The sequence below is a fragment of the Bradyrhizobium acaciae genome, assembly GCF_020889785.1.
GTDB classification, from domain to species: domain Bacteria; phylum Pseudomonadota; class Alphaproteobacteria; order Rhizobiales; family Xanthobacteraceae; genus Bradyrhizobium; species Bradyrhizobium acaciae.
On record NZ_JACMYK010000073.1, the window covers coordinates 12,906 to 35,919 of the forward strand.

Annotated in this window: 18 protein-coding genes; 5 read left to right on the forward strand and 13 right to left on the reverse strand. The window is 65.0% G+C overall.

Translation table 11 applies throughout. The features are described 5' to 3' along the window. Window positions 1–156: 156 nt before the first annotated feature. A complete protein-coding gene (locus H8A92_RS24615) occupies window positions 157–2,367 on the reverse strand; it encodes a primosomal protein N' (RefSeq protein ID WP_229198163.1) in 2,211 nt (736 codons plus the stop codon). Window positions 2,368–2,511: 144 nt separating this feature from the next. Here H8A92_RS24615 and H8A92_RS24620 point away from each other — a divergent pair, with 144 nt between their 5' ends. Both H8A92_RS24620 and H8A92_RS24625 read left to right on the forward strand, forming a co-directional pair. Continuing rightward, window positions 2,512–3,462 (forward strand): tyrosine recombinase XerC, encoded by a 951-nt coding sequence (locus H8A92_RS24620; RefSeq protein WP_420831357.1) that lies wholly within the window; start codon window positions 2,512–2,514, stop codon window positions 3,460–3,462. Window positions 3,463–3,610: 148 nt separating this feature from the next. Then, complete coding sequence (locus tag H8A92_RS24625) at window positions 3,611–4,201, forward strand: DUF4337 domain-containing protein (RefSeq protein WP_229198165.1); 591 nt, start codon at window positions 3,611–3,613, stop codon at window positions 4,199–4,201. 85 nt (window positions 4,202–4,286) lie between these two features. Here H8A92_RS24625 and H8A92_RS24630 read toward each other — a convergent pair whose 3' ends face one another. The 12 genes from H8A92_RS24630 to H8A92_RS24685 all read right to left on the reverse strand — a co-directional run bounded on the left by H8A92_RS24630 (window position 4,287) and on the right by H8A92_RS24685 (window position 18,479). After that, window positions 4,287–4,826, reverse strand: coding sequence for a hypothetical protein (locus tag H8A92_RS24630; protein WP_163150778.1), 540 nt, complete (start codon window positions 4,824–4,826; stop codon window positions 4,287–4,289). Window positions 4,827–4,863: 37 nt separating this feature from the next. After that, a complete protein-coding gene (gene lpdA, locus H8A92_RS24635; RefSeq protein WP_229198166.1) occupies window positions 4,864–6,264 on the reverse strand; it encodes a dihydrolipoyl dehydrogenase in 1,401 nt (466 codons plus the stop codon). An 83-nt stretch (window positions 6,265–6,347) separates the two neighbouring features. Continuing rightward, on the reverse strand, window positions 6,348–7,097 hold the full coding sequence (locus tag H8A92_RS24640) for an SDR family oxidoreductase (protein WP_229198167.1): 750 nt from the start codon (window positions 7,095–7,097) through the stop codon (window positions 6,348–6,350). A 71-nt stretch (window positions 7,098–7,168) separates the two neighbouring features. After that, the gene (odhB, locus tag H8A92_RS24645) at window positions 7,169–8,416 is read right to left on the reverse strand and encodes a 2-oxoglutarate dehydrogenase complex dihydrolipoyllysine-residue succinyltransferase (protein ID WP_229198168.1); all 1,248 of its coding nucleotides are present in this window, start codon (window positions 8,414–8,416) and stop codon (window positions 7,169–7,171) included. 173 nt (window positions 8,417–8,589) lie between these two features. Further along, window positions 8,590–11,550, reverse strand: a complete 2,961-nt coding sequence (locus tag H8A92_RS24650; protein ID WP_229198169.1) for a 2-oxoglutarate dehydrogenase E1 component — start codon at window positions 11,548–11,550, stop codon at window positions 8,590–8,592. Between the two features lie 258 nt (window positions 11,551–11,808). Continuing rightward, on the reverse strand, window positions 11,809–12,690 hold the full coding sequence (sucD, locus tag H8A92_RS24655; protein WP_229198170.1) for a succinate--CoA ligase subunit alpha: 882 nt from the start codon (window positions 12,688–12,690) through the stop codon (window positions 11,809–11,811). Window positions 12,691–12,726: 36 nt separating this feature from the next. Then, window positions 12,727–13,203: a DUF1579 family protein gene (locus tag H8A92_RS24660; protein WP_163150790.1), complete on the reverse strand. Its 477-nt coding sequence runs from the start codon at window positions 13,201–13,203 to the stop codon at window positions 12,727–12,729. Window positions 13,204–13,205: 2 nt separating this feature from the next. Beyond that, window positions 13,206–14,402 carry an ADP-forming succinate--CoA ligase subunit beta gene (gene sucC, locus H8A92_RS24665; RefSeq protein ID WP_163150792.1) on the reverse strand — a complete coding sequence of 399 codons (1,197 nt, stop codon included), beginning with the start codon at window positions 14,400–14,402 and terminating at the stop codon, window positions 13,206–13,208. A 159-nt stretch (window positions 14,403–14,561) separates the two neighbouring features. Beyond that, window positions 14,562–15,530, reverse strand: a complete 969-nt coding sequence (gene mdh / locus H8A92_RS24670; protein ID WP_163150794.1) for a malate dehydrogenase — start codon at window positions 15,528–15,530, stop codon at window positions 14,562–14,564. Window positions 15,531–15,765: 235 nt separating this feature from the next. Further along, window positions 15,766–16,953 carry a cell division protein ZapE gene (gene zapE / locus H8A92_RS24675; protein WP_229198171.1) on the reverse strand — a complete coding sequence of 396 codons (1,188 nt, stop codon included), beginning with the start codon at window positions 16,951–16,953 and terminating at the stop codon, window positions 15,766–15,768. Between the two features lie 150 nt (window positions 16,954–17,103). Further along, window positions 17,104–17,640, reverse strand: a complete 537-nt coding sequence (gene thpR / locus H8A92_RS24680) for an RNA 2',3'-cyclic phosphodiesterase (protein WP_163150799.1) — start codon at window positions 17,638–17,640, stop codon at window positions 17,104–17,106. A 167-nt stretch (window positions 17,641–17,807) separates the two neighbouring features. Further along, window positions 17,808–18,479 (reverse strand): arylesterase, encoded by a 672-nt coding sequence (locus H8A92_RS24685; RefSeq protein WP_420831358.1) that lies wholly within the window; start codon window positions 18,477–18,479, stop codon window positions 17,808–17,810. A 55-nt stretch (window positions 18,480–18,534) separates the two neighbouring features. Here H8A92_RS24685 and H8A92_RS24690 point away from each other — a divergent pair, with 55 nt between their 5' ends. The 3 genes from H8A92_RS24690 (at window position 18,535) to H8A92_RS24700 (ending at window position 22,858) form a co-directional block, all read left to right on the forward strand. Beyond that, window positions 18,535–19,254 (forward strand): ABC transporter ATP-binding protein, encoded by a 720-nt coding sequence (locus H8A92_RS24690; RefSeq protein ID WP_229198172.1) that lies wholly within the window; start codon window positions 18,535–18,537, stop codon window positions 19,252–19,254. Then, complete coding sequence (locus H8A92_RS24695) at window positions 19,251–21,836, forward strand: ABC transporter permease (protein WP_229198173.1); 2,586 nt, start codon at window positions 19,251–19,253, stop codon at window positions 21,834–21,836. Before H8A92_RS24690 ends, H8A92_RS24695 begins: the two co-directional genes overlap by 4 nt. Before the next feature lie 233 nt (window positions 21,837–22,069). Continuing rightward, window positions 22,070–22,858 carry a Bax inhibitor-1/YccA family protein gene (locus tag H8A92_RS24700; protein WP_163150805.1) on the forward strand — a complete coding sequence of 263 codons (789 nt, stop codon included), beginning with the start codon at window positions 22,070–22,072 and terminating at the stop codon, window positions 22,856–22,858. Window positions 22,859–23,014: the final 156 nt, after the last annotated feature.

Consider the following 23,014-nt stretch of genomic DNA (forward strand, 5'->3'; position numbering starts at 1 on the left):
CAAAAGGCCTGCCGTCGCGAATGACGGCAGGCTTTTTCTTTGCCGTGCCGATAGCCGCCGTCATTGCGAGCGGAGCGAAGCAATCCATTTCACCATTTGCGGACGCATGGATTGCTTCGTCGCTTCGCTCCTCGCAATGACAGAGGACAAAGCCCTCTACAGAAAGCTCTGCGGATCGACGTCGACTTCGAGCTTCAGATTGCCCGTGGTCTTTGGCGCTGCTGCCAGCCATTCGCGCAGATATTGCGACAGGTCGACATTGCGCAGCGACTTCACGAGCAGACGGAATCGGTAACGACCCTTGATGACCGCAAGCGGCGCCTCGGCGGGGCCGAGCACCTGGATCCGCTCATCGAGCGGCGCCAATGCGGCGAGCTTGCGTGCAAACCCTTCCGCCGTCGGACGGTCACCGGCGGAGATGATGAGGCTCGCCAGCCGGCCGAACGGCGGGTAGCCGGTGCGCTCCCGGATGTCGATCTCGCTGGCGTAGAACGCCTCGCGGTCGTTGGCGATCAGCGCCTTGATGACGGGGTGTTCCGGCTGGTGCGTCTGCAGGTAGCCGACGCCGCGGCCCTGCTCGCGGCCGGCCCGGCCGACCACCTGGTTCAACAGCTGGAACGTGCGCTCGGACGCGCGCGGATCGCCGTTGCTCAGCCCGAGATCGGCGTCGATGACGCCAACCAGATTGAGCCGCGGGAAGTTGTGCCCTTTCGCCACCAGCTGCGTGCCGATGATGATGTCGACGCGGCCCTCCGCGATCTCGTTGAGCTCGCTGCGCATGGTCTCGATCGAGGTGATGAGATCGCTCGACAGCACCATGGTGCGTGCCTCGGGGAAGATACTCGCGGCTTCTTCCTGTAGACGCTCGACGCCGGGGCCGACCGCGACCAGCGATTCTTCGGCCGCGCAATGCGGGCAGATGTTCGGGCGCGGCATCGAGAAACCGCAGTGATGACAGACCAGCCGCTGGCGGAAGCGATGGTCGACCAGCCACGCGTCGCAGATCGTGCAGGCGAAGCGATGGCCGCAGGCGCGGCATAATGTCAGCGGCGCATAGCCGCGCCGATTGAGGAACAGCAGTGCCTGCTCGCGGCGCTCGATCGCATGGCGAATCTGCTCGGCCAGCACAGGCGAGATGAAGCGTCCGCGCGGCGGCGGGGCGCGGCGCATGTCGATCGCCTCGATATGCGGCATGTGCTGGCCGCCGAAGCGCGACGGCAGCGCCACGCGCTGGTAGCGCCCCTTGCGTGCATTGACCTCGCTCTCGACCGACGGCGTGGCCGATGCCAGCACGATCGGGATCTTTGCGATATGGGCGCGGACCACCGCCATGTCGCGCGCGTGATAATGCGCGCCGTCGTCCTGCTTGTAGGCCTGGTCGTGTTCCTCATCGACGATGATGAGACCGAGATCGGCATAGGGCAGGAACAGCGCCGAGCGGGCGCCGACCACGACCGGCGCCTTGCCTTCGGAGATCGCGGCCCAGTTTCGCGCCCGCGTGCGCGGCGTCAGCTCCGAATGCCATTCCAGCGGCCGCACGCCGAAGCGCTGCGCGAAACGGTCGAGGAACTGGCCGGTCAGCGCGATCTCCGGCATCAGGATCAGGGTCTGCTTGCCGCGGCGGATATTCTCGGCGATCGCCTCGAAATAGACCTCGGTCTTGCCGGAACCGGTGACGCCGTCGAGCAACGCGACATGAAAGCTGCCGCTCGCCGCCAGCGTCCGCATCACGTCGACCGCGCTGCGCTGCTCGCGCGAGAAATCCGGCTGCGTATAGGAGGGATCCGGAACGGGCGGCGCGGCCGGCGGCGGCAGCGCCTCGACCGTCAGCGTGCCCTCGTCGACCAGGCCGTCGATCACGCCGGAACTGACGCCGGCCTCCCGCGCCGCCTCCGACTTGCCATGCAGCAGGCCGTCCGACAGCACCTCGATCACCCGCCGCCGTGCCGGGGTCAGACGCCGCGGCGGCTCGCCGACCAGCCGCACCCCGAGCCGCATCCGCTCCGGCCCGAGGTTCTCGCCCATCCGCAGCGTCATCCGCAGCACCATGCCGCGCGCCGACAGCGTATAGTTGGAGACCCAGTCAACCAGCTGGCGCAGCTCCGCTCGGAGCGGCGGAACATCGAGCTTCTCGCTGACGTCCTTGAGCCGGTTGTGCAGCCGCGGATCGGGCCTGGCATTCTCGGCCCACACCACGGCCACGACCTCGCGCGGCCCGAGCGGAACAGAGATCACGTCGCCGGGCGCAAGCTCCATGCCGCGCGGCACGCGGTAGGAATAGGTCTGGTTCAGCGCGACAGGCACCAGCACGTCGACGACCCCCGTCGTCGATGCAGAGGCTGGGCTGGGGCGCGTGGTGTGGTCCATTGAATCAGAGCTTTGGAATCAGAGCTTTGAGCCGGGCTAGCACCGCTGCGCCCTCTTAGCGAACGGTAAACGAAGGCAGTGCGATATAATCAGGAGAATCGCAGCGCCAATAGCCCTTTACAGATGGCCCGGACCGATCAGCCCATGCAACCGCTCGAGCTCGACTGCGCCGACGCATCAGTGACGCAGGAAATGACGCGCTGGCTGTCGCATCTGCGCGCCGAGCGGCGGCTGTCGCCGAAGACGCTCGAAGCCTACGCCCGCGATGTGCGGCAATGCCTGGCCTTCCTGGCCGAACACTGGGGCGCGCGCGTGACGCTTGCGGCCTTTTCCGCACTCGAAGCGAGCGATGTGCGCGCCTTCATGGCGATGCGCCGCGCCGACGAGATCGGCGGGCGATCGCTGATGCGGGCGCTGGCGGGCCTGCGCTCGTTCGGACGCTTCCTGGAACGCGAGGGCAAAGGCAAGGTCGGCGCACTGTCGGCGATCCGCGCGCCCAAGGTGGCGAAGAGCCTGCCGAAACCGATCCATATGGAAGCCGCGAAGCGTTTTGCCGACGCCGACGAGCGCGCGGATGAGGACCGCGAGACCTGGATCCTGGCGCGCGACGCAGCCGTGATGGCGCTGCTCTATGGTTCGGGCCTGCGTATCTCCGAGGCGCTGGGGCTGAAGCGGCGGGACGTGCCGAAGCCGGGCGAAGGCGACGTGCTGGTCGTCACCGGCAAGGGCAACAAGACCCGCATGGTGCCGGTGCTGCAGAACGTGCTGCAATTGATCGCGGACTATGCGGCGATTTGCCCGCATCAACTGAATCCAATCGGGCCGATGTTCGTGGGCGCGCGCGGCGGCCCCTTGAGCCCGCGCATCATCCAGCTCACCATGGAGCGGCTGCGCGGCGCGCTCGGCCTGCCCGACAGCGCCACGCCGCATGCGTTGCGCCACTCCTTCGCCACGCACCTTCTGAGCCGCGGCGGCGACCTGCGCGCAATCCAGGAATTGCTCGGCCACGCATCGCTGTCGACCACGCAGATCTACACCGGCATCGACAGCGAGCGCCTGCTCGAAGTCTATCGCTCCGCGCACCCCCGCGGCTGAACGCTCCGCTGTCAGTTCAGTGTAAGGCGCAGGCCTCGCCTGCCGATCCGCCGTTCATCTTCATTCATACGGCTGCCATAAACCGCTCGGCACTTGCCTTGTGCGCCGCATTCGGCAATCGTGCCGCGGTCTCATCCGGAGGGGAATCATGAGCGCACAAGAAAGTATGGAGCACGCGGAGCATGCCGAGCATGCTTCGGGGGAGAACAAGAAGATCGCGCTCCTGATCGCCGTGATCGCACTGTGCCTGGCGCTGTCGGAAACGCTCGGCAAGGGCGCCCAGACCGAATCGATCAGCAAGAATGTCGAGGCATCCAACCTGTGGGCCTTCTTCCAGGCCAAGAGCATCCGCCGCACCTCGGTGCAGACCGCCGCCGAACAGGGCAAGCTGAACCTCGCGACCACCACCGACGAGGCGGCGAAGGCCGCGCTGCAGAAGCAGATCGACGACTGGCAGAAGACCGCGGCACGCTACCGCTCGGAGCCGGAGACCGGCGAGGGTTCGGAGCAACTCTCCGAACGCGCCAAGCACGCCGAGCATGAGCGCGACGAGGCCACCGCGAAATATCATCACTTCGAGCTTGCCTCCGCCGCCTTCCAGATCGCCATCGTGCTGGCGTCCGCAACCATCATCACGGGGATCGCTGCGCTGGCCTGGGTGTCCGGCCTCGTGACACTCGCCGGCGTCGTGATGACGCTGCTCGGCCTGTTCCAGCCGCACCTGCTGCATCTGCATTGAGGGGGCCGGCTGGCACCAACTATCCCCGTCATCTCCGCGCAAAGGCGGAGACTTTGCGCGGGGATGACGGGACGAGAAGCTTTGTTTAGAGAACCTTGCTGGTCTGGTGCACGCTTTTACGGAAGCGTGCGATCAGACGCAGCGTGCGCGCCGTCCAGCCGTCGCCATCGCCGCTGATCATTTCGAGGATGCGCCGCTTGACCGGCTCGACCAGCTCGGTGGCCTTGGCGCGCAATCCCATCACGAAATTATAGAGCGCCTCGAACCAGGGCATCTCCAGCAGCTTCGACCGCGTCACGTCGAACAGGAAAGCCGTGACGCCGACGCCGACGAACTTGGCGAACAGGATCAGCGAGACTGCGCTGAACCAGTATTGGTTCGCCAGCAGCCAGAGCCCGAACAGCTTGAGCGGAAACAGCGGGATCAGCGGCACGACGAAGACGATCAGCGTCATCGCCGGCGACAGCGAATCGACCCGCTCGGCAAGCCACTGCTTGAGCGCGCGCAGCGGGATCCACGCGACCACCCGGGCCACGATCGGCTCGAGGTGATCCCATAGCCAAGCCTCGATCAGGAAGATGATCGCAAGCAGGACCCAGATCGGCTGAAGCAGGCGGCGCAACATCGCTTTGATCTCACCCCGGCTCGCGCCGGACGTTTGATCACATATGGATGGCGCGCTTGCCGACCGCAAGCGCGGCTTCCTTGATGGCCTCGGAGCGGGTCGGATGTGCGTGGCAGGTCCGCGCCAGATCCTCGGCCGAACCACCGAATTCCATCAGAACGCAGGCTTCGTGGATCATTTCGCCGGCCTCAACGCCGACAATGTGCACGCCGAGCACCCGGTCCGTCTTCGCATCTGCGAGAACCTTCACGAAGCCGTCGGTGGTCTGGTTGACCTTGGAGCGGCCGTTCGCGGTGAACGGGAATTTGCCGACGGTATAGGCGACGCCGGCCTGCTTGAGGTCTTCCTCGGTCTTGCCGACCGACGACACTTCCGGCGTGGTATACACAACGCCTGGAATGACATCGTAGTTCACATGACCGGCCTGGCCCGCAATGATCTCCGCGCAGGCGACGCCTTCGTCTTCCGCCTTGTGTGCGAGCATCGGCCCGGCCACGACATCGCCGATCGCGTAGATGCCCTTCACGTTGGTCGAGAAGTGCGAATCGATCTCGACGCGGCCGCGATTGTCGAGCGCAACGCCGGCTTCCTTCAGCCCGAGTCCCGCGGTGTAGGGCACGCGGCCGATGCAGACGAGCACCACGTCGGCTTCAATGGTCTCGGCAGCGCCGCCGGCGGCCGGCTCGATCTTGGCCTGGAGCGTCTTGCCCGATGTGTCGACCGACGTGACCTTGGCGCCGAGCTTGAAGGCAAAGCCCTGCTTCTCGAGGATGCGCTGGAATTGCTTCGCCACCTCGCCATCCATGCCGGGCAGGATGCGGTCGAGGAATTCCACCACCGTGACCTTGGCGCCGAGACGATGCCAGACCGAACCGAGCTCGAGCCCGATCACGCCGGCGCCGACGATCATCAGGCTGCCGGGCACCTTGTCCAGCGACAGCGCGCCGGTCGACGACACGATGCGCTTCTCGTCAATCTCGATGCCCTTCAGGCGCGCGATGTCGGAGCCGGTGGCGATCACGATGTTCTTGGTCTCGACGGTCTCGGTCTTGCCGTCGCCGGAGACCTCGACCTTGCCGGCGCCGAGGATCTTGCCGGTCCCCTTGAGCACGTCGATCTTGTTCTTCTTCATCAGGAACTCGACGCCCTTGACGTTGCCGTCGATGCCCTGCTGCTTGAAGTTCATCATCGCCGGCAGATCGAGCTTCGGCGCCGAAACGCTGACGCCCATCTTGGCGAAAGAGTGTCCGGCTTCCTCGAACATCTCGGAAGCGTGCAGCAGCGCCTTCGACGGCATGCAGCCGACATTGAGACAGGTGCCGCCCAGCGTCGCGTTCTTCTCGACGACGGCAACCTTCATGCCGAGCTGTGCCGCGCGGATCGCGCAGACGTAACCGCCGGGTCCGGTGCCGATGACGACGAGATCGTAAGAAGCCATGATGGAAGGTCCTGTAGCTAAGTTCTGTGACAATGACGCGGGCGCGATCTTGTTGGCAGACCGGCGCCGCTTTTGAATGTGTCCTAGCGACCGCCCGACACGTCGAGGATCGCGCTGGTGACGTAGGAAGCTTCATCCGAGATCAGCCAGACGATGGCGTTGGCGATCTCGTCCGCGGTGCCGACGCGCTTCATCGGCACCATATGAGCCAGCCGGTGCGCCCGATCTGGCTCGCCGCCCGCGGCGTGAATGTCGGTGTCGATCAGTCCCGGCCGGATGCCGGCGACGCGAATTCCTTCATTGGCGACTTCATAGCCGAGGCCGACGGTGAAGGAATCGATCGCGCCCTTGGAGGCGGCATAGTCGACATAGGTGTTGGGCGCGCCGAGCTTTGCCGCGACCGAGGACAGGTTGACGATGACGCCGCCCTTGCCGCCGTGCCTGGTCGACATCCGCTTCACCGCCTCGCGCGCACACAGGATGCTGCCGGTGACATTGACCGCCATCATCTGTTGGATGCGCTCCGCCGACATCTCGTCGACGCGCACACCGCTCTTGCCGACGATGCCGGCATTGTTGACCAGCGCGCCGAGCGTGCCGAAGCCATCGGCCGCCTTGAACAGCGCCAGGATGTCCTGTTCGCTGCCGACATCGCATTTCACCGCGATCGCCTTGCCGTTCTTCGCCTCGATCGCAGCGACGACCTCGTTGGCCGCAGCCTGGTTTGTGGCGTAGCCGACCACGACGCGATAGCCGCGCGCCGCAGCGGCAAGTGCGGTGGCGCGGCCGATGCCGCGGCTGCCGCCGGTGATGACAACGACCTTATCCGTCACATTGATCCCCAAACCTAAGCACCCAACAGATCGTAACGCCCGAGCGGATCGGGCGTCACGCGCGAATGACCTTACAGGTCCAGCACCAGGCGGGCCGGATCTTCCAGGCTCTCCTTGACACGCACCAGGAAGGTGACCGCTTCCTTGCCGTCGATGACGCGGTGATCGTAGGACAGCGCCAGATACATCATCGGGCGCACCTCGATCTTGCCGCCGACCACCATCGGCCGCTCCTGGATCTTGTGCATGCCGAGGATGCCGGACTGCGGCGCGTTGAGGATCGGCGTCGACATCAGCGAGCCGTAGATGCCGCCATTGGTGATGGTGAAGGTGCCGCCCTGCATCTCGTCGATCTTGAGCTGACCGTCGCGGGCGCGGCGGCCGTAATCGGCGATCGACTTCTCGATCTCGGCGATCGACTTGTGATCGCAGTCGCGCACCACGGGCACCACCAGGCCGCGGTCGGTGCCGACCGCAACGCCGATGTGATAGTAGTTCTTGTAGATCAGGTCAGAGCCGTCGATCTCGGCATTGACGGCGGGAATGTCCTTCAGCCCCTGCACGACCGCCTTGGTGAAGAAGCCCATGAAGCCGAGCTTCGAGCCGTGCTTCTTCTCGAACGTATCCTTGTAGAGCGCGCGCAGCTTCATCACCTCGGTCATGTCGACCTCGTTGAAGGTGGTCAGCATCGCGGCGGTGTTCTGCACGTCCTTGAGGCGGCGCGCGATGGTCTGGCGCAGCCGGGTCATCTTCACGCGCTCCTCGCGCGCGGCATCGTCCGCCGGCGACGGCGCCCGAACCTGCACGGCGGCGGCGGGCTGGTTGACCGGGGTCGGCGCCGAGGCGGCCTTCTCGATCGCGGCCAGCATGTCGCCCTTGGTGACGCGGCCGTCCTTGCCCGAGCCCGGAACGGTGGAGGCGTCGACGCCGCTTTCGGCCGACAGCTTGCGCACTGACGGCGCCAGCGGTGCGTCCGACGGCGGGACTTTCGGCGCGGCAGGGGCAGGCGCTGCAGCAGGCGCTGCGGGCGCGGCTGCCTTGGCGGGCGCCGCCGCAGCTGCAGCAGCCGGCTTGGCCGCAACAGCGCCGTCATTGATCTGGCCGAGCAGCGCGCCGACGGCGACGGTCTCGCCATCCTTGGCGATGATCTCGCCGAGCGTGCCGGCGACCGGCGCGGGCACCTCGATGGTGACCTTGTCGGTCTCCAGCTCCACCAACGGCTCGTCCACCGCGACGGCCTCACCGGCCTTCTTGAACCAGCGGCCGATGGTGGCCTCGGTTACGGATTCGCCGAGCGTTGGAACGCGAATTTCAGTCATGGTCTTTTCCTCGATAACCTTGCGGTCGAAAAATTTATCCGGCCACCACCCGCCAAAGCGGACGACCCGGTATTCCGTGACGACAGCCATTTCGCTGAGTGACGCGGGATACCGGATGCCCCGCTCCAGTGCGCAATTGCGCACAAGGCGGGGCATGGCTTCAGTGAAGGTCGTTAGTTCAGTGCGTCGTCGAGCAGCGCCTTGAGCTGCGCGAGATGTTTCGACATCAAGCCGGTGGCGGTCGCCGCCGATGCCGGACGGCCGGCATAGCGTGGACGCTTGTTGGCTGCGTTGACCTGGTTCAGCACCCATTCCAGATAGGGCTCGATGAAGTGCCAGGAGCCCATGTTGCGGGGCTCTTCCTGGCACCAGACCATCTCCGCGTTCTTGAAGCGGCCGAACTCCTGCACCAGCGCCTTCAGCGGCACCGGATAGAGCTGCTCGATGCGCATCAGATAGATGTCGTCGATGCCGCGCTTCTCGCGCTCCTCGTACAGGTCGTAATAGACCTTGCCGGAGCACAGCACGACCCGACGGATCTTGTCGTCCGGCACCAGCTTGATCTTCTCGTCCGGCAGCATCTGCGCGTCATCGTACAGGATGCGGTGGAAGGTGGCGTTTTTGCCGAGCTCGTCGAGCCGGGACACGGCGCGCTTGTGACGCAGCAGCGACTTCGGCGTCATCAGGATCAGCGGCTTGCGGATCTCGCGATGCAGCTGGCGCCGCAGCACATGGAAGTAGTTCGCCGGCGTGGTCGGATTGACCACCTGCATGTTGTCCTCGGCGCACATCTGCAGATAGCGCTCGAGGCGCGCAGAGGAATGCTCCGGTCCCTGGCCCTCATACCCGTGCGGCAGCAGGCAGACGAGGCCCGACATGCGCAGCCATTTGCGTTCGCCCGAGGAGACGAACTGGTCGAACACCACCTGCGCGCCGTTGGCGAAATCGCCGAACTGCGCTTCCCAGAGCGCCAGCGCATTCGGTTCGGCCAGCGAGTAGCCGTATTCGAAGCCGAGCACCGCCTCTTCGGAGAGCAGCGAGTTGATGACCTCGTAATGGCCGGTGTCTTCGCCGCCGAGATGGTTGAACGGTGTGTAGCGGCTCTCGTCCTCCTGGTCGATCAGCACCGAATGGCGCTGCGAGAAGGTGCCGCGCTCGGAATCCTGGCCGGACAGGCGCACATGATGGCCTTCCTGCAGCAGCGTGCAGAACGCCAGTGCCTCGCCGGTCGCCCAATCGATCCCGACCCCGCTATCGATCGCCTTGGCGCGATTGTCGAGGAAGCGCTGGATGGTGCGGTGGACGCGGAAGCCGTCCGGGACATTGGTGATCTTGCGGCCGATCTCCTTGAGCACGGCGACATCGACGCCGGTGACGCCACGGCGCGCGTCTTCTTCCTGGTCGGCCGACTTGAAGCCGGCCCATTTGCCGTCGAGCCAGTCGGCCTTGTTCGGCTTGTAGCCCGAGCCGGCTTCGAGCTCGGCATCGAGCCGGGCGCGCCAGTCGGCCTTGGCCTTCTCGACCTCGCCGTCGGTCAGCACGCCGTCGGCGACCAGCCGCTTGGCGTAGATCTCCAGCGTGGTCGGATGCGCGGCGATCTTCTTGTACATCACCGGCTGGGTGAACGCCGGCTCGTCGCCCTCGTTGTGGCCGTGGCGCCGGTAGCAGAACATGTCGATGACGACCGGCTTGTGGAATTTCTGCCGAAACTCGATCGCGACCTTGGCCGCGAACACAACCGCCTCCGGATCGTCGCCGTTCACGTGGAAGATCGGCGCATCGATCATCTTCGCGACGTCCGACGGATAGGGCGACGAGCGCGAGTAGCGCGGATAGGTGGTGAAGCCGATCTGGTTGTTGACGATGAAGTGCAGCGAGCCGCCGGTGCGGTAGCCCTTCAGGTCGGACAGGCTGAAGCATTCCGCCACCACGCCCTGGCCAGCGAACGCCGCGTCGCCGTGCATCAGCAGCGGCAGCACCGAGATGCGCATATCAGGCGGATCGCCGTGCTGGTCCTGCTTGGCGCGCACCTTGCCCATCACGACCGGATCGACGATCTCGAGATGCGACGGGTTCGCGGTCAGCGACAGATGGATGTTGTTGCCGTCGAACTCGCGGTCCGAGGACGCGCCGAGGTGATACTTGACGTCGCCGGAGCCTTCGACCGAGTCCGGATTGGCCGAACCACCCTTGAATTCATGAAACAGCGCGCGATGCGGCTTGCCCATCACCTGGGTCAGCACGTTGAGGCGGCCGCGATGCGGCATGCCGAACACGATTTCCTTCACGCCGAGATTGCCGCCGCGCTTGATGATCTGCTCCAGCGCCGGGATCAGCGATTCGCCACCATCGAGGCCGAAGCGCTTGGTGCCGGTGAATTTGGTGTCGCAGAACTTCTCGAAGCCGTCGGCCTCGATCAGCTTGTTGAGGATCGCGCGGCGTCCCTCGGGCGTGAAGCTGATCTCCTTGTCCGGACCTTCGATGCGCTCCTGGATCCACGCCTTCTGCGCGGCATTGGAGATGTGCATGAACTCGACGCCGAGCGTCTGGCAGTAGGTGCGTTCGCAGATCTGCACGATCTCGCGCAGCGTGCCGTATTCGAGGCCGAGCACGTGGTCGAGGAAGATCTTGCGGTCGAAGTCGGCCTCGGTGAAGCCGTAGGAGCGCGGATCGAGCTCCTCGCGGTCGCGCGGCGCCTCGATGCCGAGCGGGTCGAGCTTGGCGTGGAAATGGCCGCGCATGCGATAGGCGCGGATCAGCATCAGCGCGCGGACCGAATCGCGGGTGGCCTGATGCACGTCGGCGTCGGAGAGTTCGGCGCCCTTGGCCTGCGCCTTGGCCGCGAGCTTGGTGCCGACCGCCTTCTCGACCTGGGCCCAATTGCCGTCGAGCGCCGAGGTCAGCTCATCGCGCGGCGTCAGCGGCCAGTTGGCCCGGCCCCACGAGGCACCCTCGGCGTTCTTCTGGACGTCGGCCGGGGTGTCCTTCAGGCTCTTGAAGAAATCCTGCCATTCGGCGTCGACCGACGACGGATCCTGCTCGTAGCGGGCATAGAGGTCGTCGATATAGGCGGCGTTGGTGCCCTGCAGGAATGAAGAGAGTGCAAAAGCGGCGTTCGCGTCTTGGCGAGACATGGGGCAGTCCTGGTGATTTTTTCGGTTCGCGCGTAGGAGACGGCGCTGATGCCGGTCTGGAAGTGCGCCGGCTGGATAGATACCCTTTACCCTATCTGGGTCGGATATTCCTGCCTAAAAGAACTAAGAAATGAACTCGTTTTCATATTTTCTTGATCAGCATTCTGGCGGCAAAAGGCAATAAAAAGGCGGGTCCTCCGAAGGAGAACCCGCCCAAAATACGCCAGACGCTCGAAAGGGAACTTCGCCTGACAGCGATTACTTCAGCATCTCGGCGAGCGTGTGCCCGAGGCGTGCCGGGGACGGCGACACCTTGATGCCGGCGGCTTCCATCGCCGCAGTCTTGGAACCGGCATCGCCCTTGCCACCGGAAATGATCGCGCCGGCGTGACCCATGCGGCGACCGGGAGGTGCGGTAACACCGGCGATGAAGCCGACCATCGGCTTCTTGCGGCCGCGCTTGGCCTCGTCCTTGAGGAACTGGGCGGCGTCCTCTTCGGCCGATCCGCCGATCTCGCCGATCATGACGATCGACTTGGTCGTCTCGTCGGCCAGGAACATCTCCAGCACGTCGATGAACTCGGTGCCCTTGACCGGATCGCCGCCGATGCCGACCGCGGTGGTTTGGCCGAGGCCCTCCTGGGTGGTCTGGAACACCGCCTCATAGGTCAGGGTGCCGGAGCGGGAGACGATGCCGACCGAGCCGGGCTTGAAGATGTTGGCCGGCATGATGCCGATCTTGCACTCGCCGGCGGTCATGACGCCGGGGCAGTTCGGTCCGATCAGCCGGGACTTGGAGCCCGACAGCGAGCGCTTCACGCGCACCATGTCGAGCACCGGGATGCCCTCGGTGATGCAGACGATCAGCGGGATCTCCGCGTCGATCGCCTCGCAGATCGCATCTGCCGCGCCCGGCGGCGGGACATAGACCACGCTGGCGTCGGCGCCGGTCTTCGCGCGCGCTTCGGCGACGGTGTCGAACACCGGGAGGTTGAGGTGCGTCGAGCCGCCTTTGCCCGGTGCCACGCCGCCGACCATCTTGGTGCCGTAAGCGATCGCCGCTTCCGAATGGAACGTGCCGTTCTTGCCGGTGAAGCCCTGGCAGATGACCTTGGTGTTCTTGTCGATCAGAATGGACATGGTTCGAGATGCTTTCGCGAGACAGCGGTGAAGGGTTTAGTGGATACGCCGGTACACGCCGGTGAGCACGTCGGCCCACCCTTCCGCGTCAGGCGAGAATTGAATTTTCATGCTGTAGGTGTTGTCGTCGACGACCTCGTAGACGTGACGAGCGTTGCCGCGCAGCGAGCCGCGCACCAGGATCAGCGACTTGCCCGCCCAGCCGCCGGACGCCGGCGATGGTGGGTAGTAGCCGAGTGAATCGTGCCAGAACAATCGGTAGGCCCGATCGTCGCGGTCGTAGGTGAAGACGCCGTGAGTGGCGAAGCTCTCCTTGCCGTCGCGGGTCTGCACGCTGTCCTGGATCAAATAGAAGCCGTTGAGCGCGATGCGCGCGACGACATGGGAGGTCGCCGGACCGCCCGCGGTCCAGCGCGACGGATAGACCATCTCTTCGCCGTTCCACTCGCCCGCGAAAACCGCGAGCTTGCGGTGTTCGTCCAGCGGTGTCGGGGCATCGAGATGATCGGCCATCGTTAGCCTCCCTTGACGGCTTTCACGATCTTCTGTGCGGCGTCATCGAGGTTGTCGGCCGGCAGAACGTTGAGACCGCTGTCGCGGATGATCTTCTTGCCCTGCTCGACATTGGTGCCTTCGAGACGCACCACCAGCGGCACCTTGAGCCCGACCTGCTTCACCGCGGCGACCACGCCCTCGGCGATCACGTCGCACTTCATGATGCCGCCGAAGATGTTGACCAGGATGCCCTTCACGCTCGGATCGGCAGTGATGATCTTGAACGCGGCCGCGACCTTCTCGACGCTGGCACCGCCGCCGACGTCGAGGAAATTCGCCGGCTCCATGCCGTACAGCTTGATGATGTCCATCGTCGCCATCGCAAGGCCGGCGCCGTTGACCATGCAGCCGATCGTGCCGTCGAGCGCGACATAGTTGAGATCGTATTTCGACGCCTCGATCTCCTTGGCGTCTTCCTCGGTCTCGTCGCGCAGCGCGACCACATCCGGGTGACGGTAGAGCGCGTTGCTGTCGAACGACACCTTGGCGTCGAGCACACGGAGCTGGCCCTGCTTGGTGACGACCAGCGGATTGATCTCGAGCATCGCCATGTCCTTGGCGGCGAACGCCGTATAGAGCTGGGCCGTCAGCTTCTCGGCCTGCTTGGCGAGATCGCCCTTCAGCTTCAGCGCCTCGGCAACGGTGCGGCCGTGATGCGGCATGATGCCGGTGGCGGGATCGACCGAGAACGAGATGATCTTTTCCGGGGTCGAATGCGCGACGTCTTCGATGTTGACGCCGCCTTCGGTCGACACCACGAAGGAAATCTCCGAGGTCTCGCGATTGACCAGGATCGAAAGGTAGAACTCCTTGTCGATGTCGGAGCCTTCCTCGATGTAGAGGCGGTTGACCTGCTTGCCGTGCGGGCCGGTCTGCACCGTGACCAGCGTCGCGCCGAGCATCTGCTTGGCGAATTCGTCGACCTCGGCAACCGACTTGGCGATGCGGACGCCGCCCTTGTCGCCGGCCGACGCTTCCTTGAACTTGCCCTTGCCGCGACCGCCGGCATGGATCTGGCTCTTCACCACCCAGATCGGGCCGGGGAGCTGCTTCGCTGCGGCGTCGGCTTCTTCCGGCTTCAGCACGGCGACGCCGCGCGAGATCGGCACGCCGAATTCATGCAGCAGGGCCTTGGCCTGGTATTCGTGGATATTCATGGAAAGACGCTCCCAAACCCTCTTGCGGCGAACCTACGTCAGCCTTGACGCTGGCATACCATATACCAAAGCTCGCGCAACTACAAAATCCGCCGGAATTTCATCATCTTGCACCCGATAGGCGATTGAAATCGCCTATCGGGTCATTGCTAATTGAGATTACTTGCCGAGCAGATCGGGCGCGATCTTCTTGCAGGCATCGACCAGGCCCTGCACCGCGCCGACCGACTTGTCGAAGGCCTCGCGGTCCTTGCCGGCCAGCTCGATCTCCACGATGCGCTCGACACCCTTGGAGCCGATCACGGTGGGCACGCCGACATACATGTCCTTCACGCCGTACTCGCCGTTGAGATAGGCCGCGCAGGGCAGCACGCGCTTCTTGTCCTTCAGATAGCTCTCGGCCATCTGGATCGCCGACGCCGCCGGCGCATAGAAGGCGGAGCCGGTCTTGAGCAGATTGACGATCTCGGCGCCGCCGTTGCGGGTGCGATCGACGATCTCGTCGATGCGCGCCTGCGAGGTCCAGCCCATCTTGACGAGGTCAGGCAGCGGAATGCCGGCAACGGTCGAGTAGCGGGTCAGCGGCACCATGGTGTCGCCATGGCCGCCGAGCACGAAAGCGGTGACGTCCTCGACCGAGACGTTGAATTCGTCGGCCAGGAAATAGCGGAAACGCGCGGAGTCGAGCACGCCGGCCATGCCGACCACCTTCTTGTGCGGCAGGCCCGAGGCCTTCTGCAGCGCCCACACCATCGCGTCGAGCGGGTTGGTGATGCAGATGACGAAGGCGTCGGGCGCGTACTTCTTGATGCCGGCGCCGACCTGCTCCATGACCTTGAGGTTGATCGACAGCAGATCGTCGCGGCTCATGCCGGGCTTGCGCGGCACGCCCGCGGTGACGATGCAGACCTTGGCGCCGTCGAGCGCTTCATAGGAGTTGGCGCCGACCAGGTTGGAGTCGAAGCCGTCGACCGGCGACGACTGCGCGATATCGAGCGCCTTGCCCTGCGGCACGCCCTCGGCGATGTCGAACAGCACAACGTCTCCGAGTTCCTTGAGGCCAACGAGGTGCGCCAGCGTGCCGCCGATCTGTCCGGAGCCAATGAGTGCAATCTTGTCGCGTGCCATGGGAAATCAGTCCTTTGAACTGGATGCAGGAGGGAGGGAAGTCGGTTGCAACGGTGGTTATCCCTTTCGAATGATCCATTCAAGTCAGGGCCTGCAAGTCAGGGCCTGCAAGTCACGCCTGCCGATTGCAGGCCCTGCCTGGAATTCGGTCAGGCATGCCAGCAACATCCGCCCCGGAGACACGAAAAGTTGCTCCGAACCGGACCGCGCGCAAGAGTGAATTTCGAGCTGAACTTCAGGTCTCGACCAGGCCGGTCGACGCGCCGCTTGCGGAGGAGTCCTTCCGGCCGTGCGGCAGCGCCAAATAGGATTCCGAGCTCATTTCAATCAGGCGCGAAGACGTGCGCTTGAACTCCATCGCCTCGATGCCGTCCTCGGCAAGGTACAGCGACACCGGATCGGCCTCGGCCGACGCCATCAGCTTCACGGCATTGTCATAGAGCGTGTCGATCAGCGAGATGAAGCGCTTGGCGGCATTGCGCTCGGCGTAATCCATCACCGGAATGTGGTCGATCAGGATCGTGTGGTAGTCGTGCGCGAGCCTGAGGTAGTCGGAGGCGGCAAGCGGCTTCTCGCAGATGTCCATGAAGCTGAAGCGCGCGACGCCGTGCGCTGAACACGGCACGTTCAGGATGCGTCCCTTGATCGGAATGAGGCGCGCCTTGCACGGCGCATTACCGGTCATCTTGCGCCATGCCGCGTTGAGCGCGGCATCGGCCGCGTCATCCGCCGGCACCAGCCACATCTTGACGCCGACGAGCTTCTCCAGCCGGAAGTCGGTGCGCGCGTCGAGCCGCAGCACGTCCATATGGTCGGAGATCTGCGCGATGAACGGCAGGAACAGCGCGCGATTGAGACCGCCTTTGTAGAGATCATCAGGCGCAACGTTCGAGGTCGCAACCACGACGGTACCGAGATCGAACAGTTTTGCGAACAGCCGCCCGAGGATCATCGCATCCGCGATGTCGGTGACGTGGAATTCGTCGAAGCAGAGCAGCCAGGCTTCGTCGAAGATCGCCTGCGCGGTGAGCGCGATCACGTCGCCGTCCGCGATCTCGCCGCGCGCGATCTGCTGGCGATAGCCATAGATGCGCTCGTGCGCCTCGGCCATGAATTCGTGGAAATGCGCGCGGCGCTTGTGCTCGACCGGGCTCTGCTGGAAGAACAGGTCCATCAGCATGGTCTTGCCGCGACCGACCTCGCCGTGGACGTAGAGCCCGCGCGGCGGCTTGTCATCCTTGTCGCCGCCGAACAGCCGGCCGAGCAGGCTCTGCTTGCGCTGCGGCTTGTAGCTGGCAAGCCGCTCCTCCAGCGCGCCGAACGCTTCTGCGGCGAGCGCCTGCGCGGGATCGGCCTCGATCGCGCCGGAGGCGACCAGGGACTTGTAGTGTTCGAGGAACGAATTGGGCGAGGTGGACAGCATGAGCCCACCTTACGGCCCTAGTGCGCGGCAAATTGCAAGCCGTGAATTGTGCCAGTGGGTATGCAAGCGGGTTTGCAAACGCAAACCCTTGCATACCACGGCCGACCGCACGCGCAGCGCCGGGTGCCTCAAACCGCGATCTGCGATACCCTACGCGCAGAGGTCGTAGGAATCCTCGACCACATAGGGGCCGCCGCCTGTCGACGCGCGCGACGAGAACAGCACGAAGCGGTCGGCCGTGAAGGTGCGGCTCGGGAAGTAGCCGCGCACGGACAGATAATCCGCGACGTCCTGGCTCGATGCGTCGTGCAAACGCGCGAGCGTGACATGCGGGGTGAATTTTCTGCCCTCCGGATCGAGCCCCATCCGCTGCATCATCCGCTCGAGCTCGGCCTGCAGTTCGATCAGCGGCCTGCTCGGCTCGACGGCGGCAACCACCGCGCGCGGCTTGCGTCCGCCGAAGCTTGACAGGCCCTGCAATTTGACCTCGAACGGCTTGCGGTTCACCCGAAACAGCATCGTCGCGATCTCGTTGGCCCAGAGACCATCGATGTCGCCGATGAAGCGCAGAGTGACGTGATAATTTTCGGGATCGATCCAGCGTGCGCCTGGGAGGCCGCCACGCAAATTGGAAAGTGTCTGGCCGATCTCGGCCGGAATTTCCAGTCCAGTGAACAGACGCGGCATCGCTATAATCCTCGATGCTTGGCGCGGGTTTTGGGAGCCCGCACCCCTGTAACAGCCCGGCGACGAATCACCGATGCCTATTTGTACCCGAGATATGTGACTCTGCGAAGCATGAGGCGTTAACAGCTCGTAAACCTACGGACACATCACGGCGCGCTCCCTGCGTTTCAACTGCGCTGCCCTGATAATGCGCCGAGAAATGCCTGCACCGTGGGCAGCATGTTGTTGACGACGATGTCCACACCCTCCGCCGTTGGATGCATGCCGTCGGCCTGATTGATCTTCGGATTAGCAGCAACGCCGTCGAGGAAGAACGGATAGAGCGGCACGCCGAGGGACTTCGAGAGATCCGGATAGATCGCGTTGAACTTCGCAGCATACTCGCTGCCATAGTTCGGTGGCGCGAGCATGCCGCACAAGAGCACGGCGATCTTGCGCGCCTGCAACTTTGTGATGATGTCGGAGAGCGCGGCACGCGTGACCGCGGGATCGATGCCGCGCAAGGCATCGTTGGCGCCGAGCTCGACGATCACGGCATCGGTTCCATCGGCCACCGACCAGTCGAGCCGCTCGCGGCCGCCCGAGGCGGTGTCGCCGGACACCCCGGCATTGGTCATCTCGACCTTTATCCCCTTGGCTTCCAAGGCTTTTTGCAGCCGAACCGGAAATGCCGCCGCGGCGGGAAGGCCGTACCCGGCGCTCAGGGAATCGCCCAGGACCACCATCTTGATCGGCTTTACAGAACCTTGCGCCCGGCCATTCTCGGGTCCCTTGTCCACACTTGGCGTCTGCGCACTCGCCGCCGTCATCAAGCCCATAAGCAACACGAGTATGTGCACGAAGATTCTCAACCGGCCCTCGACCGCAACCGCGGAAGTGCCATATGACCGAACCATGGACAGTCTCATCGCATCCTCTTCACTGACCGACGTCGAGCCGGACACCATTGCCGTCAAGAACGTCAATCTCTCGCTCGGCACCGGCGCGGCACGGGTTCATATCCTCAAAGATATCAGCCTTCGTGTGGCGGCGGGTGAGGCCATCGGCCTGATCGGCCCGTCGGGTTCGGGCAAGTCGACCTTGCTGATGGTGATGGCGGGGCTCGAACGTCCTGACAGTGGAGAAGTGGTCGTCGGCGGCACGTCGTTCAATGCCCTCGACGAAGACGCGCTGGCGCGCTTTCGCGGCCGCCAGGTCGGCATCGTCTTCCAGTCCTTCCATCTGATCCCGACCATGACGGCGCTGGAGAATGTCGCAGTGCCGCTCGAGCTCGCCGGCACCCCCGATGCGGCTGCGCGCGCCGCGCAGGAGCTGCAATCGGTCGGGCTCGGCGAACGGCTGCATCACTATCCGACGCAGCTTTCCGGCGGCGAGCAGCAGCGCGTCGCGATCGCGCGCGCGCTGGCGCCCGATCCCGCGATCCTGGTTGCCGACGAGCCGACCGGAAATCTCGACGAGACGACGGGCAAGCAGATCGTCGACCTGCTGTTCACCAAGCACGCCGAGCGCGGCATGACCTTGGTGCTGGTGACGCACGATCTCACGCTGGCGCAGCGCTGCGACCGCGTCGTGCGGCTGCGCTCCGGCCGCATCGACGGACAATCCCCCACATGAGCATTGCGTCCGAACTCGCGGTGCAGGGCCGCGCGTCGTCGCTTGCCTTCCGCTACGCGCTGCGCGAACTGCGCGGCGGCCTGCGCGGCTTCTATGTGTTCATCGCCTGCATCGCGCTCGGCGTGATGGCGATCGCCGGCGTCGGCTCGGTCGCCGCGAGCCTTGGCGACGGTCTGTCGCGCGAGGGGCGCACGCTGCTCGGCGGCGACGTCGCGTTCTCGCTGATCTCGCGCGAGGCCAAGCCCGACGAGGTCGCCTATCTGCGCACCCGTGGCGAGGTCTCGGTCGCCGCCACGCTCCGTGCGATGGCGCGCGGCGGTGACGGCAAGCTGGCGCTGGTCGAGCTCAAGGCGGTCGACGGCAAATATCCGATGCTCGGCGAGCTGACGCTCGAGCCGAACATGCCGGTCGCCGAACTGCTCGCCGAACGCGACGGCGTTTTTGGCGCGGCTGCCGACTCGACCCTGCTGGCGCGGCTCGACCTCAAGCTCGGCGACCGCGTCACCATCGGCAGCGCGACCTACCAGATCCGCAGCGTCGTGGCGGCCGAGCCCGACAAGCTCGCCGGCGGCGTCGGCCTGGGCCCGCGCTTCCTGATCAGTGAAGCCGGCCTGCGCGCCACCGACCTTTTGCAGCCCGGCAGCCTGGTGCGCTGGATCTACCGGGTGAAGCTGCCCGACGGCGTCAACGATGACCGCGCCACCACCGCCCTGATCGACGGCGCGCGGGCTGCTGCGCCGGAGGCGGGCTGGGAGGTCCGCAGCCGCAGCAACGCCTCGCCGCAGCTTGAGCGCACCATCAGCCGCTTCACCCAGTTCCTGACCCTGGTCGGCCTCGCCGCGCTGCTGGTCGGCGGCGTCGGCGTCGCCAACGCGGTGAAGAGCCATATCGACCGGCGCCGCGACGTCATCGCCTCGTTCAAGGCGCTCGGCGCCACCGGCCGCGACGTCTTCACGATCTACTGCACGCAAGTGGTGGTGCTGGCGGGGATCGGCTCGGTGATCGGGCTCGCGCTCGGCGCCGCACTGCCCTTCGTCATCGTCGGCCTGTTCGGCAAGCTGCTGCCGCTGCCGGTGGTGCCTGCCCTACATCCCGGCGAGCTCGCGCTCTCCTTCCTCTACGGGCAGCTCACCGCGCTGGCGTTCGGGCTGTGGCCGCTCGGTCGGGTCCATGACGTGCCCGTGGCGGCGCTGTTCCGCGAGACCGTCACCAGCGAGTGGCACCGCCCGCGCTGGAGCTATCTCGCGCTGATGGCCGTGGTGATCGCGCTCCTGATCGGCGTCGCGATCGGCCTTGCCTACGACAAGCGCGTGGCCGCCGTGTTCGTCGTGTCATCGATCGCGGTGTTTCTGCTGCTGCGCGGAATCGCTGAGATCCTGATGGCGGTGGCACGCCGGCTGCCGCGCAGCCGCATCACCATGCTGCGGCTCGCCATCGCCAACATCCACCGGCCGGGCGCGCTGACGCCGTCGGTCGTGTTGTCGCTGGGGCTCGGGCTCGCGGTACTGGTCACCATCACCCAGATCGACGGCAATCTGCGCCGGCAGTTTTTGGCCGCGCTGCCGGATCGGGCCCCGTCGTTCTTCTTCATCGACATCCCCTCCACCGAAGCCGACCGCTTTGCCGCCTTCCTCGGCCAGATCGCAGCCGGCTCGACCGTCGAGGACGTACCGATGCTGCGCGGGCGCATCGTCGCCGCGCGCGGCGTCAAGGCCGACCAGCTCAAGCCCAATGTCGATTCGGAGTGGGTGCTGCAGAGCGACCGCGGCCTGACCTACACCGGCGAAATCCCCAAGGGCTCGAAGATCGTCGAGGGCGAATGGTGGGGACCGGACTACAGCGGACCGCCGCTGGTCTCGATGGAGAAGAAGATCGCCGACGGGCTCGGTCTGAAGATCGGCGACGAGGTCGTGGTCAATGTGCTCGGCCGCGACGTGCCGGCGAAGGTCGCCAATCTGCGCAACATCGACTGGCAAGGCCTCGGCATCAACTTCGTGCTGGTGTTCTCGCCGAACGCCTTCAAGGGCGCGCCGCACAGCCATGTCGCGACCCTGACGGAACCGCATGCGAGCTCGACCCAAGCGAGCTCTAAAGATGACGCGCGCATCATCAAGCAGGTCGCCGACGCGTTTCCGATGGTGACCAGCGTGCGGGTCCGCGAGGCGCTGGAGACCATCGGCAGCGTCGTCAGCAACCTCGTGCTGGCGATCCGCGGTGCCAGCGCCGTGACCCTGATCTCGGCGATCCTGGTGCTGGGCGGTGCACTTGCGGCCGGACACCGTCACCGCGTCTACGATGCCGTGATCCTCAAGACGCTCGGCGCCACGCGGGTTCGGCTGCTCGGCGCCTACGCGCTGGAGTATCTGATGATCGGTTTTGCAACCGCCATATTCGGGGTGATCGCCGGTTCGGTCGCGGCCTGGCTGATCGTGACGCGGCTGATGACGCTGAGTTTCATCTGGCAGGCCGGCAGCGCCGCGCTCGTCGTGGTCGCCGCACTGATCGTCACGGTTGGACTTGGGCTGGCCGGAACGCTGCTGGCACTGAACCAGAAACCGGCCTCGGTACTGCGGAATTTGTGACAATTTGTAGCGGCGAAAGCGCCGTTTTTGCCTATCATGCTAGGTCAGAGCGACATTCGGCCGCGCGTGGAAGCTTGCGTCGGATGTGTTAATTTCCCACATACCAACCAGGTCGGATGGTCGGCCGAATGACGCGGAATTAATGTTCCGCAAACCGGGCCATCTGAGATAGATTTACGACCGGCGCCGCAAATCCCTTGCGCTCCACCGGGACCAACCACGGGAATTCGACCATGTCGGACCTAGACCGCAATTACGCTTCTCCTTTCGGCCGGGCCGCCGGGCGCATTGACGCTGCGGCCGTCGACGCCGGTCTGCGCGCCTACATGCTGCGCATCTACAACTACATGAGCATCGGCCTCGCCATCACCGGCCTGGCCGCGCTCGGCGTCTACATGGCGGCCGTGGCCGATCCGGCTACTGCCGTCGCTCACTTCGGCAAGGTGCCCCTGACGCAGTTCGGCGTCGCGATGTTCGTGAGCCCGCTGAAGTGGCTGTTCATCCTCGCGCCCCTGGCGATGGTGTTCGTCATCTCGGCCGGCATCAACCGCCTGCAGCCTGCAACCGCCCAGATGTTGTTCTGGGTGTTCTCCGCGCTGATGGGTGTGTCGCTGTCGTCGATCTTCCTGGTGTACACGCACACCTCGATCGTGCGCGTGTTCTTCATCACCGCGGCGACGTTCGGCGCGCTGAGCCTCTACGGCTACACCACCAAGCGTGACATGAGCGGCATGGGCTCGTTCCTGTTCATGGGCCTGATCGGCATCATCATCGCGAGCCTGGTCAACCTGTTCCTGGCGAGCTCGGCGCTGCAGTTCATCGTCTCGGTGGTCGGCGTGCTGGTGTTTGCGGGCCTCACCGCCTGGGACACCCAGCGGCTGAAGAACGACTACATCTACGGCTACGCCTCGCAGGGCGGCGTGATGGCAGAGCGTGCGGCGATCACTGGTGCGCTGTCGCTCTACCTGAACTTCATCAACCTGTTCACGCTGCTCCTGCAGCTGCTCGGCCAGCGCGACTAAGCGCCTCGAGCGAAAGCAGATCGATCCGAGCCCCGGCCATGCGGCCGGGGCTTTTGTTTTGGGTAAAACTGGCGAATGAGGCCGGAAACGAACCCGTAGATGGGGTAACGGGCCCCTGGGAACCTTCCAATCCAGCCGCGCTAGAGCGTGATGAGA